11 protein-coding genes are annotated in these 16,208 nt (G+C 72.2%); 8 read left to right on the top strand and 3 right to left on the bottom strand.

Annotated features, from left to right (window positions below):
- Positions 1-116 precede the first annotated feature (116 nt).
- The gene (locus ACFVH0_RS07705; protein WP_385818656.1) at positions 117-2,309 is read left to right on the top strand and encodes an ATP-binding protein; all 2,193 of its coding nucleotides are present in this window, start codon (positions 117-119) and stop codon (positions 2,307-2,309) included.
- Positions 2,310-2,727: 418 nt separating this feature from the next.
- Here ACFVH0_RS07705 and ACFVH0_RS07700 read toward each other — a convergent pair whose 3' ends face one another.
- The gene (locus ACFVH0_RS07700; RefSeq protein ID WP_385818654.1) at positions 2,728-3,981 is read right to left on the bottom strand and encodes a hypothetical protein; all 1,254 of its coding nucleotides are present in this window, start codon (positions 3,979-3,981) and stop codon (positions 2,728-2,730) included.
- A gap of 394 nt (positions 3,982-4,375) precedes the next feature.
- Here ACFVH0_RS07700 and ACFVH0_RS07695 point away from each other — a divergent pair, with 394 nt between their 5' ends.
- The gene (locus ACFVH0_RS07695; protein ID WP_385818652.1) at positions 4,376-7,501 is read left to right on the top strand and encodes a tetratricopeptide repeat protein; all 3,126 of its coding nucleotides are present in this window, start codon (positions 4,376-4,378) and stop codon (positions 7,499-7,501) included.
- 37 nt (positions 7,502-7,538) lie between these two features.
- On the opposite strand, the gene ACFVH0_RS07690 is transcribed toward ACFVH0_RS07695, so the two are convergent.
- Entirely contained in the window at positions 7,539-7,874 is a 336-nt protein-coding gene (locus ACFVH0_RS07690) for a hypothetical protein (protein WP_385818650.1), read from the bottom strand.
- Positions 7,875-8,092: 218 nt separating this feature from the next.
- Here ACFVH0_RS07690 and ACFVH0_RS07685 point away from each other — a divergent pair, with 218 nt between their 5' ends.
- The 5 genes from ACFVH0_RS07685 (at position 8,093) to ACFVH0_RS07665 (ending at position 13,769) form a co-directional block, all read left to right on the top strand.
- Positions 8,093-9,133, top strand: coding sequence for a helix-turn-helix domain-containing protein (locus tag ACFVH0_RS07685; protein WP_385818649.1), 1,041 nt, complete (start codon positions 8,093-8,095; stop codon positions 9,131-9,133).
- A 193-nt stretch (positions 9,134-9,326) separates the two neighbouring features.
- On the top strand, positions 9,327-10,355 hold the full coding sequence (locus tag ACFVH0_RS07680) for an ABC transporter substrate-binding protein (protein ID WP_385818647.1): 1,029 nt from the start codon (positions 9,327-9,329) through the stop codon (positions 10,353-10,355).
- 122 nt (positions 10,356-10,477) lie between these two features.
- Positions 10,478-11,518, top strand: coding sequence for a FecCD family ABC transporter permease (locus ACFVH0_RS07675; RefSeq protein ID WP_385818645.1), 1,041 nt, complete (start codon positions 10,478-10,480; stop codon positions 11,516-11,518).
- Entirely contained in the window at positions 11,508-12,365 is an 858-nt protein-coding gene (locus ACFVH0_RS07670) for an ABC transporter ATP-binding protein (RefSeq protein WP_385818644.1), read from the top strand. The genes ACFVH0_RS07675 and ACFVH0_RS07670 overlap by 11 nt, the downstream gene beginning before the upstream one ends.
- A gap of 3 nt (positions 12,366-12,368) precedes the next feature.
- Positions 12,369-13,769, top strand: coding sequence for an MFS transporter (locus ACFVH0_RS07665; RefSeq protein WP_385818643.1), 1,401 nt, complete (start codon positions 12,369-12,371; stop codon positions 13,767-13,769).
- A gap of 66 nt (positions 13,770-13,835) precedes the next feature.
- Here the strand turns inward: ACFVH0_RS07665 and ACFVH0_RS07660 are convergent, their stop codons facing one another.
- Positions 13,836-14,213, bottom strand: coding sequence for a hypothetical protein (locus ACFVH0_RS07660; RefSeq protein ID WP_329814025.1), 378 nt, complete (start codon positions 14,211-14,213; stop codon positions 13,836-13,838).
- Between the two features lie 422 nt (positions 14,214-14,635).
- Between ACFVH0_RS07660 and ACFVH0_RS07655 the strand changes: the two genes are divergently transcribed.
- Positions 14,636-16,123 (top strand): hypothetical protein, encoded by a 1,488-nt coding sequence (locus ACFVH0_RS07655; protein ID WP_385818641.1) that lies wholly within the window; start codon positions 14,636-14,638, stop codon positions 16,121-16,123.
- Positions 16,124-16,208 lie beyond the last annotated feature (85 nt).

The following is a 16,208-nucleotide window of genomic DNA, read 5'->3' as shown; positions in this document are numbered from 1 at the left end:
GGGCAGTATCAGGACACACAAGGGAGTGCGGTGCCCGGTGGGCCGGGTACCGCATGCCTGTACGGAAAGGATGTCCTCCAAAGGGACATTGCCGGTGACCGTTCGTAGGGGGACCGATGCGGGGGCACGAACGCAGTGACAACGATCTGAGCGGGACGGTGGACGGCCCCGTGATCCAGGCGGGCACCGTGCACGGGGGCATTCACATCCGGTCCGCCGAGGCACCGGCGAGGGGGCCGGCCAGATCGCCCTGGCAGCTGCCGCCCTCGATCCGGATCATCGACCGGGCCGCCGAGGTGGGTGCGCTGGAGAGACACCGGAACAGGGCGACGCTGGAGGGCCGGCCCACTCTCGCCGTGGTGAGCGGGCTGGGGGGTGTCGGAAAGACCGCGGTCGCGCTTTCCTGGCTGCACGGCCTGCGCCCGCATTTTCCCGGTGGCCAGCTCTACGCCGATCTGAGGGCCCAGGCGCCGGGCGGACCGGCCGATCCGGCCGAGGTGGTGGGGCGGTTCCTGCGGGCGCTCGGCGTACCGGACCCGCAGGTGCCCGGCGGATTCGCCGAACAGCTGACGCTGTACCGGTCGTTGACCGCCAACCAGCGGCTGGTGGTCATGCTCGACGACGCGGCGACCGCGGCCCAGGTCCGTCCCCTGCTGCCCGCCGGGCAGTGTGTGACGGCGGTGACCAGCCGTCGGCGATTACCGGGGCTGACCGTGGACGGCGGGCAGGTGATTCATCTGGAGCCCCTCGCCCCGGAGGCGGCGGTCGAGCTGCTGGACTCCACGCTCGCCGACGGCCGGGTCGCCGCGCAGCCCGAGGAGGCGCGCGCCCTGGTCGAGCTGTGTGCGGGGCTGCCGCTCGCGGTGCGCATCGCCGGTGCCCGGCTGGCGGCGCGTCCCCGGCACGGCATCACCACCATGGTCCGGGCGCTGGCCGCGGAACACGACCGGTTGGAGGCGCTCGCCATCGAGGGCGATCACGATGTCCAGGCGGCGCTGGACCTCTCGTACCAGGGGCTGCCGGCCGGTGCCGCCCGCCTCTACCGGCTGCTGGGGCTGCACCCCGGGCGGGAGTTCGGCGGGGCCGTGGGCGACGCGGTACTCGGCGAGGACGCCTCCGAACCGCTCGATGCGCTGTACGACGCGAATCTGCTGATCGACGCAGGTCACAGCGGGGAGCGGTACCGCTTCCACGACCTCGTACGGCTGCACGCCATCACACAGGCGGGCCGGGACGAGTCCCCCGGGACTCGGGCCGCGGCACTGCGCGGCATCGGCTACCACTATCTGGCCAGTGCCACCCGCGCGGAGGAGATCATCGATCCGCAGCACCGCACCATGGCACGGGACCACGGGCCCGGCCCGGCCGTCCTCGCGGACTTCGGTGACGGCCCGGGGATCGGTGACGCGGATGCCGCGCTGGACTGGCTGGAGCTCGAACTGCCCAATCTGATGGCGGTACTCCGCCTGGCCCGTTCCGCCGGGATTCCGGCGCTCGCCTGGCAGCTCGCCGACGCCATGTGGCCGCTGTTCCTGCGGCGCAAGTTCTACCCGGAGTGGCGCGAGGCGCACCGCGAGGGGCTGCTCGCGGCGCAGGAGTCGGACGACGACGCGGCGGTGTGCCGGATGCTCACCTCCGGTGGCCTGGGCGAGCTGGACATGGGCTGCCATGAACCGGCGCTGGAGATGTTCGAACGGGCCGCCGTGCTCTTCCTGCGTTCCGGCGACGGCCTCGGGCACGCGCGCACGCTCAACTACCGCGGTCTGGCGCACCAGCGGCTCGGCCGGCCGGACCGGGCCGCCGAGCTCTTCCGCCGGGCGGCCACCGAGCTCCTGGCCTGCGGCGACCCCAGAGCCGCGGGGCTGGCACGGTTCAACCTCGCCGAAGTCGCCGTGGCGCGGGGGCGGTACGAGGCCGCCATGCCCGATGCCGATGCCGCCCGTGCCGCGTTGCAGGAGGCGGGAGACACGTACAACACCGCGCGCGCCCTGGCGCTGAGCGGGCGGGCGCACCTCGGCCTCGGGCGGCTCGACCGGGCCGAGGAAGTCCTGCTGGCGGCCCTGGACACACTGCGGTCCACGGCCGCCGGCCACGAGACCGCCCGCGCGCTGGGAACCCTGGCACAGGTCTCCGAGCGGCGCGGGCAGCCAGAACTCGCCGGTGAGCGTTACCGGGAGGCGCTGATCCTGTACTCCGAGGCCGGCCAGTCGGAGTCGGCCGAGGCCCGGGAGGCGGGCGACCGGCTCAGGGAGCTGGTGCCGGACGGCGGGGCCGGCGACGGCCCGGAAGGCGGGAGCCCCGCGGACTGAGCGCGTACGGTCCTGATCACGCCCACCGCCGCCGCGGCGAACTCCGCCGCGGGCAGTCCGGCCACCAGCCAGGCGTGGGCGAGCGAGGCCCGGACGGCCCAGGACGGTCCGGGCCGGAACGCCTCCAGCAGCACACACCCGTGGCCACCGAGCCGCAGCCAGCAGCGCGGACCGTGGTGCACGGCCACGACCAGCGCCGCCGGGTACCGCGCGGCCAGGGCTGCCACCTGCCCCGTCCCCTCTCCCCCGGCCACCAGCACATCGGCGAGCAGGGGCAGCGGCGGCGGCGCGGGCAGCTGGATCCGGAGGTGTTCGTCCGCCAGCGGGACGCCGGAGTCCGGGTGCAGCAGTGCGACTCCGGTGCGGTGGAGGGGCCCCGGGCCACCGGGGTTCTCGGACAGCACCATGGTGACCGTCGTCATCGGATGCCCCCGCCCGGCTCGTCGTACCGCAGGGTGAACGGCAGCGGGGCGTACGCCGCCGCGGACCGGACGGCCGGCGCACGCAGCCTGAGCTTGCGGTAGATCAGCGCGCGCATCCGGCCGGCGAACCTGCCCGGCTCGGAGGTGATCCGGGCGGCCACCTGCTCGTACCGCTGCCTGCGGTACAGCGCCGTCGACCGGGTCAGCTGGCGGCCGAGCGGCCGGCCGGGATCCAGCCGGGGTGCCAGGGCGGCCAGTTCGGCCACCGGCGAGCCGGGATCCACGTCCGGGTCCGGGGCGCCCGCCATCAGTACGGGGACGCCGGTCGTCGCGCCGTAGAGCGAGACGGAGCCGTGGTCGCCGACGATGTAGTCCGCGGCGACCAGGGCCCCGACCCAGTCGGCGTACTGGCTGATCACCGTCAGGCCCACCCGGCCGAGACCCGCCAGCCAGCTGCGGATCTGCCACTCCCCATGGGCGTTCCAGATGTTCGGGTGGAGCAGCACCGCCACCCGGTACTCGTCCTGCGGGAGTTCGGTGACCAGCCGTTCCAGGAGCTCCGGGTGCTGCCCGAACAGTGAGCGGGTGCCCCAGGTGGAACAGGCGAGCACCAGGCGTTGCCCGGCGCCGGTGCGCAGTGCCTCGCGGTAGAGCGCGCGCAGGGGCAGGCTCGCGGCGATGCGGTCGAAGCAGGGGTCGCCGATCACCTCCGCCGCGGGCAGCGCCTCGGGGCACTCACGGCCCAGGCGGTGCAGGTCCTCGTGGTGTGCCAGCACGATCGACTCGGGCACCAGCCTGCCGTCGCGGACGAGCCACTCCCGGTTGAGGCCGTACACGCCGCGCTCGGCGACCGCCCGGCCGCGCTGCCCGCCGGGCACCCGCTTGTTGTGCCCGGCGCCGTGCGGCAGCACGATCACCGGGGCGTGGAGGTCGTCGAGGCCTCCGTGGGCCGCGGCCAGCGCCAGGTCGAAGGGCATCTGACACGCTTGCTGCCAGGGCAGGACCAGCCCGTTGAGCTCTTCCAGGAAGGAGTGCACCCCGTGGCTGAACACATCGGGCGCCGGTGTGAAGAACACCTGCACCCGGGTGTCGCCCTCCAGCAGCCGTACCGCCTCCAGCAACCGCTGTCCGGAGGTCACCGTGTGCACCACGGCCAGTACGGTCCTGCGGATCCGCCTGGTGATCCAGCGCTCCACGTCCAGGCGTATCGGTACCGGCGGCCGATGGGTTTCGGCCATTGTCAGACTCATCGAATCGTTCCCCCGATTCCTCGACATCGGACCGGTGGACCCGGCCGAGACCGCCACGTCGTTCGCGGCGTTCGATACAGGGGTGCCCCGCGGAATGGACGGGTTGCTTGCAGGAATCCTGCACTCCGGTTGCGGGCCGGTCCGGGCGGGCGGGGCCCGGTCGAAGGCTCTCGACTCCCGTTCCCGTACGGGCTCCAGGGGTGCGCCCGGCACGCACCCATGCGCCCCTGCCCGCTCCCCGAGCACGGCGAGTAACAGTGAGAGGTCCTGCACAGAGGTGCGGGCGCTGCCGTCGGCAGCAGGAAGTAGCACACCCAGCGGGGGCGATGTGGAACTTCTTGCTCTGGGACCTCTTGAACTATGGCATCAGGGCCAGCAGCGCACCCTCGGTTCGGTGAAAACACGCTGCGTACTGGCGGTTCTGGTGCACGCCCGCGGCGAACCGGTCTCCATGGAGGCGCTGATCGACCGGGTCTGGGGCGACGATCCGCCGCCGACGGCCGTGGACACCATGCAGAGCTATGTGTCGCGGCTGCGGGGTCTGCTGCGCAAGGCCGCCGGTGGACTCGTCCAGGTGGAGCGCCCGTCGCCGCGCCGGTACCAGCTCCGGCTCGATCCCTCCGCCGAGGTCGATCTGACCCACTTCCGACGGTTGCGGGAGGAGGCCGGCACGGCGGCCGGGCAGGGCAGGAGGGAGCTGGCCATCGGCCTGCTGCGCGCGGCGGAGACCCGGTGGCGCGGCGATCCCCTGCCGGAGTCCACGAGCGACTGGGCGGATTCCGTACGGGGCCGGCTGACCGAGGACCACCGCCGCGTGCGGGAGGAGCGCATCCGGCTGGAGCTGGAGCTGGGGCGGCACGCGGATCTCATCGGGGAGCTGCATGAACTGGCCGGCGAGAATCCGCTGGCCCAGCAGGTGATCGCCTCGCTGATGGTGGCCCTCTACCGGTCCGGCCGGGCCGACGAGGCGCTCTTGGTCTTCCGCTCGACACGCCGTCGGCTGCGCGAGGGGCTCGGCATCGAACCCGGCCCCGACCTGCGACAGCTCCATCAGCGCATCCTGGAACAGGACCGTACGCTCACCGAGACGGCGGCGGTCGTCGAACTGTCGGCGGGCCGGGAGCCGCCCTCCAACCTGCCGCGCGACAGCAGGGACTTCACCGGGCGGGCGGAAGAACTGCGCCTGTTGCTCGGCGACACCTGGCAGCCCGACGCCGACACCGCGGCCGCCGCCCCCCGCCCGCACGACTCGGCGCGGTACGCCATGCCGCTCACCGTGATCTCCGGGATGCCGGGCATCGGCAAGACCGCGCTCGCGGTCCATGCCGCGCACCGGCTGAGCGCCGTGTATCCGGGGGGCCTGCTCTACGTCGATCTGCACGGGTACAGCGGGCGGCCGCCGTACGAGCCCGCCGAGGCGCTCGCGGTGCTGCTGCACGCGGCCGGGGTCGACGGCGAGCTGCCGGATTCGCTGGACGAGCGGGCTGCCCTGTGGCGGGAGTGGACGTCGCACCACCGGGTGCTCGTGGTGCTGGACAACGCCAGGAGCTCGTCCCAGGTACGCCCGTTGCTCCCCGGCTCCGCCGCCTGCGGGGCGATCGTGACCAGCCGGAAACGGCTCGCCGGACTGGACGGGGCCACCGCGCTGCGGATGGAGGTACTGCCGGGTCCGGAGGCCGCCGCCCTGTTCACCCGTATCGCAGGCGAGGACCGGGTGCCCGCCGGCGCCGGGGCCCTCACGGCGGTGACGGACGCCTGCGGCTGCCATCCGCTGATGATCCAGCTGCTGGCGAGCCGCTTCCGGCACCGGAAGTCCTGGGACCTGAGTCATCTGCTCGACCGGCTGGCCGCCGCCGCGGACCCGCTCGACGAGTTCGACGAAGGCGAGCTCGTCTCGGTGATGCGCTTCTCCTACACCGAACTCGCCCCTCCCACCCGGATGCTGCTGGGCCGCCTGGCGCTGCATCCGGGCCCCCACATCACCGTCGCCGCCGTCACCGCGCTGGCCGGGGAGCTGCCGGACGGCGCCGTCGTCCGGCGCAGCGTGGACGAGCTCCAGGACTCCCACCTGCTGGAGGAGCCCGCCCCCGGCAGGTACCGGCTGCACGAGCTGACCAGGGCCTTCGCCCTGCGGGCGCTCGCCCGGACGGAGCCGCCGGAGGCCCGGACGGAAGCGCTCGGCCGGCTCTTCTCCCACTACCTCGCCACCGCGCACCACGCCGACCGGCACACCCGACCCGGGCGCAGGCGGCTGCCCCTGACGCCCGAGCACGTCTCCCCGTACGCACAGGACTTCACCGGCGCCGACGACGCCGGTGAATGGCTCGCCCTGGAGCGGGCCAACCTCCTCGCCGTGGCGGGCGCGGCAGTGACCGAGGCTCCCGAGTACGCGGCGCTCTTCCCCCATGTGATCGCCCCCGAACTCAAGCTGACCGGCAGCTGGACCGTCACCAACGAGCTGTACGGAGCGGCCGTCCCGGCCCTGCGCGCCCGCGGCGACCGGTACGCACTGGCCCAGACCCTGGTGGAGGCGGCCGACGTACTGGCGCAGACCGGCCACGACGAGGCCCTCAACTGTGCGAACGAGGCCCTCGTCCTGTTCCGGCAGCTGGACCGTCCGGACGGCAGCGCGGACGCTCTGTTCCAGGCGGGCCGGGCACACCTGGCGGCGGGGCGCACCATGACCGCTCTGGAGGTCCTCGACGACGCGCTGGCGGAGTACCGGCGGATCGGCATGCGCGAGGGGGAGGCGAACGCGCTGAACGTCCAGGGGGCCGCGCTCTTCCAGGCGGGGCAGTACGCAGAGGCCCTGGAGAAGGTCCGGGTGATGCTCGGAATCCACCAGGAGACCGGGAACTTCCTCGGGCAGATCCACGCGCTGAACAACTCGGGCGACCTGTGTGAATCCCAGGGACAGTACGCGGAGGCCCTCGAATTCTACGAACGCTCCCTGGCACTGGCCCAACTTCACGGCGGGCGGCAGGAGTTGGACATACTCGACACCAACATGGGGGCCGTCTACCGGGCGACCGGGCAGACCGCGCAGGCCCTGGCCTGCTTCCAGCGCTCCCTGGAGAGCCATCGCGCCCACGGCGACGAGCTGGGCGAGCTCAACGCCCTCGTCCAGCTGGGAAAGACACACGCGGAGATGGGACGCCCGGGCGAGGGCCTGTCGCATCTCCTCGCGGCGGTGGAGGTGGCCCGCAGGATCGACAGTCCGTACGAGTGCCGGCGCGCCCTGCTCGGTGCGGCCGACGTCCAGTACGCGTCGGGGCAGTTCGCCGCCGCGGCGCGGACGTACGAAGAGGCCCTCACGGTCGCCCGCAGGGCGGGCTCCCTGCTCGGCTGCGCCCGAGCGACCGCGGGGCTGGCCCGCGCGGCGCTGGGAGCGGGCGACCGGGTGCCCGCCAGGCGTCACGCCAACCGGGCCGTGGCGTTGTACCGGAGGCTTGAGGCATGGGACGAGGCGGATGAACTGCGGCGCCTGCTGCGGGATCATCCAGAGGTGACCGACTCCTGAGCGGGCCCACCCGGGAGTCGGCCGACGGCGGGCCGGATCAGACCTCGACGAGGATGTCCGCGGCGCCTTCCGGCGCCGACGGCTCACTGTCGGCACCCACCGGGACTATCCACATCCACTGGTCGTTCCCCTTGCGCACGGGTATGACCGCGGCCGGACGTCCGACCACCGGCTGCGCGACAGCCGGACGCACGACCGCCGCCCGCACCGGGGTGGCGGTCGGGGCCGGAGCCGTCGCGCGGGGCGATCCGACGGCACCGGGGGCCATCGACGTCAGGACTCCGGAGCCGACGGTGCCGGCGGTTCCGACGATGCCGACGGCAGCAGCAGCGGCAAACGTTGCTAATGCAACGACGGCCTTGAACTTGAACACGTGCATACTCCTTTTGAACTAGGCGCATATGCCAGGACACTCCCGACCGCCTTTGTTCGCAGAGGCGACACTAGTAGATCCACTGCGCGGCGGACCAACTCAATTCACGGAACGTGCGGACTGTGGTAGCCGCACCCCCTCCATCCCGGCCCGCAAAAGGAGGTTAGGTTACCCTAAGTAGAGGTGCGGGGATTGTTTCTCACTTCTCTGGAGGCGGTGTGACCAGGCGCTTCTCTCTCACGTCCGCGCGTGGGTACGCAGATCTCGGGCGGCAGTACCGGGAGTTCTACGCGGCGATCGGGATCTGCCGCGGTGGTGGCGTGGCGGGGGCCCGGGTGTACGACCTGCGGCCGGAGACCGGGATCGGGAGCATCACCGTCCATGAACTGCTCCACGGGGTCACGCTCACGCTGTACGACCTGACGTTCCACGACGAGCTGATCCTGGACTTCGATCTCGCCGGGGACTACTTCGAGCTGGAGTACTGCATCGACGGGCTGATGCGCCTGGAGGAGCGGGCGACCGGAGCGACGGTCTTCGGCGCGAACGAGCTGTCGATATCGCACTCGCGGGCCTCGGCGGGGCGTCTCGTCCGGCCGGCCGGGCAGCGCTACCGGGGCGTGTCGATCGCGGCCCGCCGGGAGGCGACCGGCGTCTTCTTCGGGAGCCTGGGAACGTCGGCCTGGGAGGAGAGCGTCGAGGGGATGCCGGCCGAGCTGCGCGACGCGCACTACCTCGGCAGGCAGGCCCCGCCCGAACTCGCGGCCGCGTTCGCCGACTTGTTCACCTGTGCGCTGCCGGCCCGGTTCCGCGCGCTGTATCTGGAGTCGAAGGTCATGGAGATCCTCGCCCGGATCGTCGCGGGCACCGAGTCCCCGCGCGGCCCGGTCCGGCCGCCCATGGCGGAGTACGAGATCGAGCGGATCCGGAAGGTTCCGGAGCTGCTGATGGAGAACCTCCACGAGCAGCACACCGGGGAGTCGCTCGCGCGGGCCCTGGGGATGACTCCCAAGCGGCTGAACGAAGGGTTCAAGCAGCTCTACGGCGACACGGTCTTCAACCACCATCGCAACGCCTGCCTGCGCCGGGCCTCACTGCTGCTCGTGGAGACCGATCTCAGCGTCGCCGCCGTCGCGCTCAGGAGCGGCTACTCCAGTCCCAGCAACTTCTGCCACGCGTTCAAGAAGCACTACGGGCGGACGCCCCGGCAGTACCGGGCGGGGCGGGCAGTGGCCGGTGTCCGGGAAGCCGTTTCCTGATCCCGCGGGCCGCGGAGTGTGGAGCGGGCGTCCTCCCCTGGAGGGCGCCCGCTCTCTCATCGGGGGGGCGCCCGCCCGCTTCGGGAGGGGCGCCCGCTCCACATTTCCCGGTCCCGCTCTCCGTACACGTTCCGCCGCGTTCCTTCCGAGGATGGCCGGGTGGCCGACGCCACGCCCTCCCCGAAAGGACATCGTGAACGCCTCCCCGCTCCGGATCCCGATACGCGTCCGCGCGGCTCTCGCCGCCGGTTCGGCCCTCCTGCTCGCCGGCTGCGCGAACACCGCGCAACCCGCTGCCGTGCGCGGCGGCGACCAAGCCTTCGGGCGGGACCGCTACCCGGTCACCGTGGACGTCATGGACGACACCGGCAGGAAGCTGAAGCAGACCGTCGGGGCCGAGCCGAAACGTATCGTCGTGATCGGGCAGGCCCTGGCCGAGCTGATGGTCGAATTCGGGCTCGACGACCGGATCGTGGGGGTCGGCTACCTCGACAACTCGTACTCGAAGTACGCGGACCGGATCGCGAAGCTGCCGAAGATCTCCGACCGGCTCCCCTCCAGGGAGGCGGTCCTGGCCCTGCGACCCGATCTCGTCCTCACCATGTCGTTCGCGCTGAAGCCGGACAGGATCGGCGAGATCCCGTTCTGGAACGAGCGCGGAGTGGACGTGCTTCCGGCCGTGAACTACACCGCGGGCCGCGATCTGGACAGCTACTACGAGGACGTCCGGCACGTGGGCGAAGTCTTCGGCAGGACGGAGCGGACCGAAGCCCACACACGGGAACAGAAGAGCCGGATCGCGGCGATCGGGCGGCGGGCGGAGAAGGCCACCGACTCCCCCAAGGTTCTCCTGGTCGCCAGTGGCGGGCGCGACACGTACGACTACTACGCGCCCTCCCTGGGCCTGGTGGACGAGATGGTGAACGGTGCCGGCGGGACGTACATGGAGCTGACCGACGACAGTTACGCGCAGCTCTCGCTCGAATCGATCGTCGCGGCCGACCCGGACAAGATCATCGTGACCGAGTTCCAGAAGTCGGACGGTGAGAAGTCGCGTGACCGCCTGCTGCGCGACCCGCGGCTGAAGAACGTCACCGCGATCAGGAACGGCGACGTGATGACCGCCGACTACACGACCTCGATCCGGGGCTCGCTCGCGCTCGCGGACCTGTGCGAGGACGTCGCGGAGTTCGTCCACCCCGACCTCTTCCCGGCCTCATGAGCCAGGACGTGATCTCGTCGGAACGGAGGGAACGACGGAAGGAACGACGGAAGGAACGGCGAGAGGAACGGCGCCAGGAACAGCGGGCGACGCGGGCGGGCCGCGGCGGAAGGGCATGGCGGGTGGCACCGTCCGCCCTGGTGGCCGTTCTCCTGCTCCTGCTGGCCGGCTCGGTCGTCGTGTCGGTCTCGATCGGTCAGGTCGACGTCCCGGTGCGTGACTCCGCGCGTGTCCTGCTCCACGAGCTGACCGGGATCGGCGGCCCCGGTGACCCCGTGTTCATGGAGGTGATCCGGAATATCCGCCTCCCGCGGGTCCTGCTGGCCGCGGTCGTCGGTGCCGGACTCGCGCTGTGCGGCACCGTGATGCAGTCGACCCTGCAGAACCCGCTCGCCGATCCCTTCGTCCTCGGCATCTCCTCCGGTGCCTCACTCGGCGCCGCGTTCGCGATCCTGACCGGGTTCGGGGCGGCCGGGGCCGTGGGGGCCGTCGCCGGACTCGGCGTGCCGTTCTGGGCGTTCGTCGGGGCACTGGCCGCCGCCGCCCTGGTACTGGGTGTGGGCAGCGCGGGGTCGCGTACGTCGCCGGTCAAGCTGATCCTCGCCGGTACCGCGGTCAACGCCCTGTGCGGTGCGGCCTCCAGTGCGCTGGTGTACTTCGCCGACAGCGCCGAGGGGGTCCGCTCGGTCACGTTCTGGAGCATGGGCAGCCTCGCCTCCGCGGAATGGGCCACGCTGCCCGCCGTGAGCATCGTGGTGCTGATCGCCACGGTCTTCTTCCTCTTCCGGAGCAGGGTCCTGAACGCGCTGCTCATGGGCGACGAGGCCGCGGTCACCCTGGGCATCGATCCCGGGCCGCACCGGCGGATCCATCTGGTACTGACCGCCGTGGTCACCGGAATGCTGGTCGCCACCTGCGGAATCATCGGCTTTGTCGGCCTGGTCGTCCCGCATGTGGTGCGCAGTGTGATCGGGCCGGACCATCGCGGGCTGATCCCCGTCGCGGTGCTGTCCGGAGCGCTCTTCCTGATCTGGGCGGATGTGGCCGCACGCGTCGCGGTCCCGAACGCCGAGTTGCCGATCGGCATCGTGACGTCCGTTCTCGGCGCCCCTCTCTTCCTGCACATGCTGATCCGTAAGGAGTACGGGTTCGGTGACAAGTAACCGAGTCGCGAGGGCACATGACGGTGCCCCGGGCCGCCGCGGGCTGAGCGCCGAGCACATCTCGGTCACGCTCGGCGGCGCACGGGTCGTACGCGATGTGAGCCTGAAGGTGGCCGACGGCCGGTTCGTCGGTGTCGTCGGGCCGAACGGGTGCGGTAAGTCCACGTTCCTCAAGAGCATCTACAAGGTCGTCACCCCCGACTCCGGGACCGCGGTGCTCGGCGGACTGGACCTGCTCACGAGCCGCCCGGGCGCGGTCTTCACCCGGCTCGCGGTGGTCGCCCAGTTCAACGACCTGAGCTTCGACTTCACGGTGGCGGAGATGGTCGCGATGGGACGCACCCCGCACAAGCGGCTGCTGGAGACGACCGGCGAACGGGACCGGGAGATCGTCCGGCGGGCGCTGCGCCGGACGCACATGGACGAGTACGCGGGGCGGAGCTTCCGGACCCTGTCCGGCGGCGAGCGCCAGCGTGTGGTGCTCGCGCGGGCGCTTGCCCAGGAACCGGCCTTCCTCATCCTCGACGAACCAACCAACCACCTGGACATCAAGCACCAGTTGGAGATCTTCTCGATCGTCAGGGAACTCGGCATCGGGGTGCTCGCCGCACTGCACGATCTCCCGATGGCGGCGAGCTACTGCGACGAGCTGTACGTGCTCAAGGAAGGCGCCGTCGTGACCCACGGGCCGCCGGACGAGGTGCTCACGCGAGAGCTCATCCACGAGGTGTACGAGGTCGAGTGCGAGACCTACCGGAACCCGGTCACGGGCCGGCTCGCCATCGCCTACCTCGATGAGTACAACCGCCGCCCGGACGCGTACGACCGGCCGTCCCGAAGGAACTGAACCGTGAAACTGCGTCACTTCGCTCCCCTGGCCGTCGCCTGCACGGCCACCTTTCTGCTGCTCGCGTACGCCACGGTCGTGACCGTGGCCATCCCGGCGATCGCCACTGATCTGCACACCGGTTTCGCGGCGTTGCAGTGGGTCGTGGACCTCTACACGCTGGCGCTCGCGGCGCTCCTCATCGTCTGCGGCGCGGTGGGCGACGCGATCGGACGGCGCAGGGTCTTCCTGGCCGGATTCGCTCTCTTCACGCTGTCCTCGCTGGCCTGCGGGCTCGCGCCCGGGGTGCGGGAACTCATCGTGTTCCGGGGGGCGCAGGGGGTCGGCGGGGCCGCCATGTTCGCGACCACACTGCCGCTGATCAGCGCCTCGTACCGGGGCCGGGAGCAGCAGCGGGCCTTCGCCGTCTGGGGCGCCGTGGCCGGGCTGGCCGCCGCCGTCGGCAATGTCTGCGGCGGACTGCTCGCCGAGGCCCTGGGCTGGCGCTGGATCTTTCTGCTCGCCGTACCGGTGGGGGCGGCCGGGCTGGTGCTCGCCTTCGTGTTCCTGCCCCGTGACCCGGAGCGCGTGGCCGGGCGGATGGACATACCGGGGTCGGTCCTGCTGAGTGCGGGCATCGCCGCCCTGGTCGTGGGGGCGCTCCTCTTCGGTGAGCACGGGGCTGAGGCGGGTCCGGGGCTCGCCGCCGTCGTGGCGGCCGTGGCCGTGCTCGCCTTCGTCGCGTACGAGCGCCGTACGCCGGAGCCCGTCATCGATCCGGCGCTGTTCCGCCACCCCAGGTTCCTGGCCGTGGTCTCGGTGGCGTTCGGCTACTACTTCGCCGCGTTCGGACCGCTGACGGTGGTGTCGTCGTGGTTCCAGGACGGTGCGGGTCTGGGCGCGGTCGAGACCTCGCTGCTGCTGGCCCTCCAGCCCGCGGTCTTCTTCGTCGTCTCCGCCACGTGCGGGGCGGTGCTCCAGCGCGTACCGCTGTGGATACCGCTGGGCGCCGGCACCGCGCTCTGCGCCGCGGGGTGTGCGGGCTTCGCGCTGCTGGGAGTCTCGTACGGGCCGGTGGCGCTGGTGCCGTCGCTGCTGCTGACCGGGGTCGGTGCGGGCATGGTGTCGCCGGTGCTGCCGTCCGCGGCGATGCGGGACGCCGACCCGTCCCGCGCGGGCACGGCCGCGGCCGTGGCCAACACCGCCCGCCAGGTGGGCCTCGCGCTGGGCACCGCGGTGTGCGGCGGGCTGTTCATCGGCCTCTCCGCTCCGGGGCGGCGGGAGTACACGACAGCGGTCGGCGAGGTCGGTGCCGTCGCGGCGCTGGTCGCGCTCGCCGCGGCGGTGTCGGCGGTCGTCCTGCTGCGGCGTGCGGACAAGGGGACGCCCGGCCCCGGTTCCCGGCCGGGCGTCACCGGGCCGTAGGCCGGTGGCCACCGGCCCGGGAGGCTCGCGGCGGCCACCGGCCCGGGGACGCTCGTTCCGTACGGGCTACGCCCCCGCGTCGTCCGGCCCGTCGGAGCCGATCTGTTCGGCCCGCAGCGCCAGGTCCTGGAGCACATCGGCGGAGGTCACATCCGTCTGCCCGGAGTCGTGCACCTGGGCCAGCATCGCGAAGGCCAGCGTGAACGCGCCGACCAGCTGCTCGACCGCACCGCCGACCTCCCGGCCGACGAGCGTCGCGACCTCCTCGATCGAGGCGTCCTCGGGGACGGAGATCCGGGGCATCGTCTCATTGAGGAGAACGGTCACCACGCTGGGGTCGGTCTCCAGGTCCTCGCGGTCGACATTCTCTTCGAGCAGCCGACGGATCTCGCCCGCCTCCGTGAGGATGCCCACCACGCGCTTCACCACTTCGCTCTGCTCCATCCGGCGAGCATAGGCGCGCGGCGGTGCGGGTGGTGATCAATCGGTGTTCCTGCCGCCGTCGGGCTGCGCCGGCCGGGTGCTCGGCACGGGAATACCCGACCCCGCGCAGTCGGCCGGGCGGGCCGGGGCACGGGGGCGCTTCGGCCCCGCAACGCCCCGGATTGACACTGTTCGGGGCGTCGTGGATGGTGATCCGGCCGGGGTTCGGTTCGAGTCCCGGATTGCTCAAACGTTGGGGGGCCGACGTGAGTTGGGACGATCAGGGTTCTGGTGGCGGAGCCGGCTCCGCCTCACCGCCGCCGGGTTCCGCTCCACCGCCACCGGGTTCCGCTCCACCGCCGGGCTTCGCCCCGCCTCCGCCGCCCGCGCAGCCGCCCGTGGTAGGGCCGCCGCCGCCCGGGGGCGGGCTGCGGTCGGTGGCCGTGGCGTTGCTCAATCTGAGCGGGTTCGGGCTCGGCTATGCGCTGATGCGGTGCTGGGTGCGGATGGTGCTGTGCTGGGCCGTGACGGGTGCGCTGTTGTGGTCCGTGCTGCCCGCCGACCCCGAGGGGGCCGCCGGTGGGGTGGTCGTCGGGTATCTCGTCGCGCTGGTCGTGGCGGCCGTGGACGGGGCGCGGGTCGCGCGGCGCCGGGCGGTCGGCGGGTCGTGGCGGCCGGTGGTGGCGGCGGGGGCCGGTCTGGTGCTGCTGGCGGTGCCCGCCGGGGGTGTGGTGGCCTACGGCTCCGCGCAGGACGAGGCCGTGGAGCAGACGCTGCTGGACCGGCTGGACCGGGGGGACCGGGGCGTCGAGGCCGTTTCCGGCAGGCCCTTCGCCGAGGCGCGTGGCGATTACCGGGCGGCGCTCGCCGTCTACCGGGCCCTCTGGGAGGAGCACTCCGGGTCGAGGGCCGGGAAGCTCGTGCCGCAGCGGCTCGACGCGTACTACAAGGCGGTCTCGGCACCGTACCGGCAGAGGAAGCTCTGCGAGGCCATCGAGCCGCTGACCTATCTGCGGACCCTGCCGCGGGAGATCGACCCGGAGCTGCTGGGCGAGCTCGCCGGCTACCCCGACGGCCCGCTCGCCGCCTCGCTGTACGCGTGCGGCGTGTCGAAGCTGGGCGCGGTGCCGGCCGGTGGCGTGGACAGCGACGAACTGGGCGAGCTGTTGCGTGCGTTCCCCGGATCGGCCGAGGCCGGGAAGGTGGGGCCCGCGGTCTCCCGGAAGATCTCGGAGCAGAACCGGGCCGTGCGCGGAAGCGACCCCTGCGCCGCCCGGGACACGCTGCGGCGGCTCCGTACGACCGCCCTCGCGATGCCGGACAAGTCGGTCTCGGCGCTGGCCCCGAAGACCGACGGCGGTATCCGGAACGGCGAATACGCCTGCGGAGTCGCCCAGTTCAAGGCCAAGAGGTTCGACCAGGCACGGCTGACACTGACGGAGTTCGCCGCGTCGTACAGGAAGGACGAGCGCGGGGCGCGGGCCCGGGACATCGCCATCGCCGCCGAGATCGCCGGCACCCGGCCGGCGGCCGGCAAGCGCCTGCCGCCCTCGGGCAGTCCCGGCGGAGCCCGGATGGAGCTGGTCATCAGCAACGACGCCCCGGACGGGGTGGAGATCCTGTACACCGGGCCGGTCACGGGAAGGACGAGCGTCAAGGGGTGCGGCAGCTGCCGGGCCTACTCCGGCCCGACCGCCTCCCTGTCCGCGTGCAAGGCCGGGGGAAGGAACTACCCGCGGGTGACGCTGCGGCTGCCCGCGGGTGAGTACCACTTCCTGTACAAGCACCGGGGCGGTGCGACCCGCACGGTCGTCAGCAGTTACGCGGACGGCTCGAAGATCCAGTCCGGGTACCGGTACACCGGCTGTACGTATGTGAGCAGTTCGCCCTCGTTCGGCGTCGGCCCGGCGGACTCGGTCTCGAACACCTGAGGGCCGGGGAGGGGCGGCGGTGTGGCGGCGGGACCCCCGCACGGACGCCCCGACGGGAAAAAAGCAAAAGAGTTATGGAAGGAGG

The sequence above is a fragment of the Streptomyces sp. NPDC127117 genome, from assembly GCF_042677325.1.
Taxonomy (GTDB): Bacteria; Actinomycetota; Actinomycetes; order Streptomycetales; family Streptomycetaceae; genus Streptomyces.
Note: the sequence above shows the minus strand (reverse complement) of the source record. Positions and strands in the feature narration are given on the sequence as shown.

Bases quoted from the DNA above. Each gene is read 5' to 3' on its own strand.
- ACFVH0_RS07700 (WP_385818654.1), bottom strand. From the start codon at position 3,981: ATGAGTCTGACAATGGCCGAAACCCATCGGCCGCCGGTACCGATACGC.
- ACFVH0_RS07660 (WP_329814025.1), bottom strand. From the start codon at position 14,213: ATGGAGCAGAGCGAAGTGGTGAAGCGCGTGGTGGGCATCCTCACGGAG.
- ACFVH0_RS07705 (WP_385818656.1), top strand. From the start codon at position 117: ATGCGGGGGCACGAACGCAGTGACAACGATCTGAGCGGGACGGTGGAC.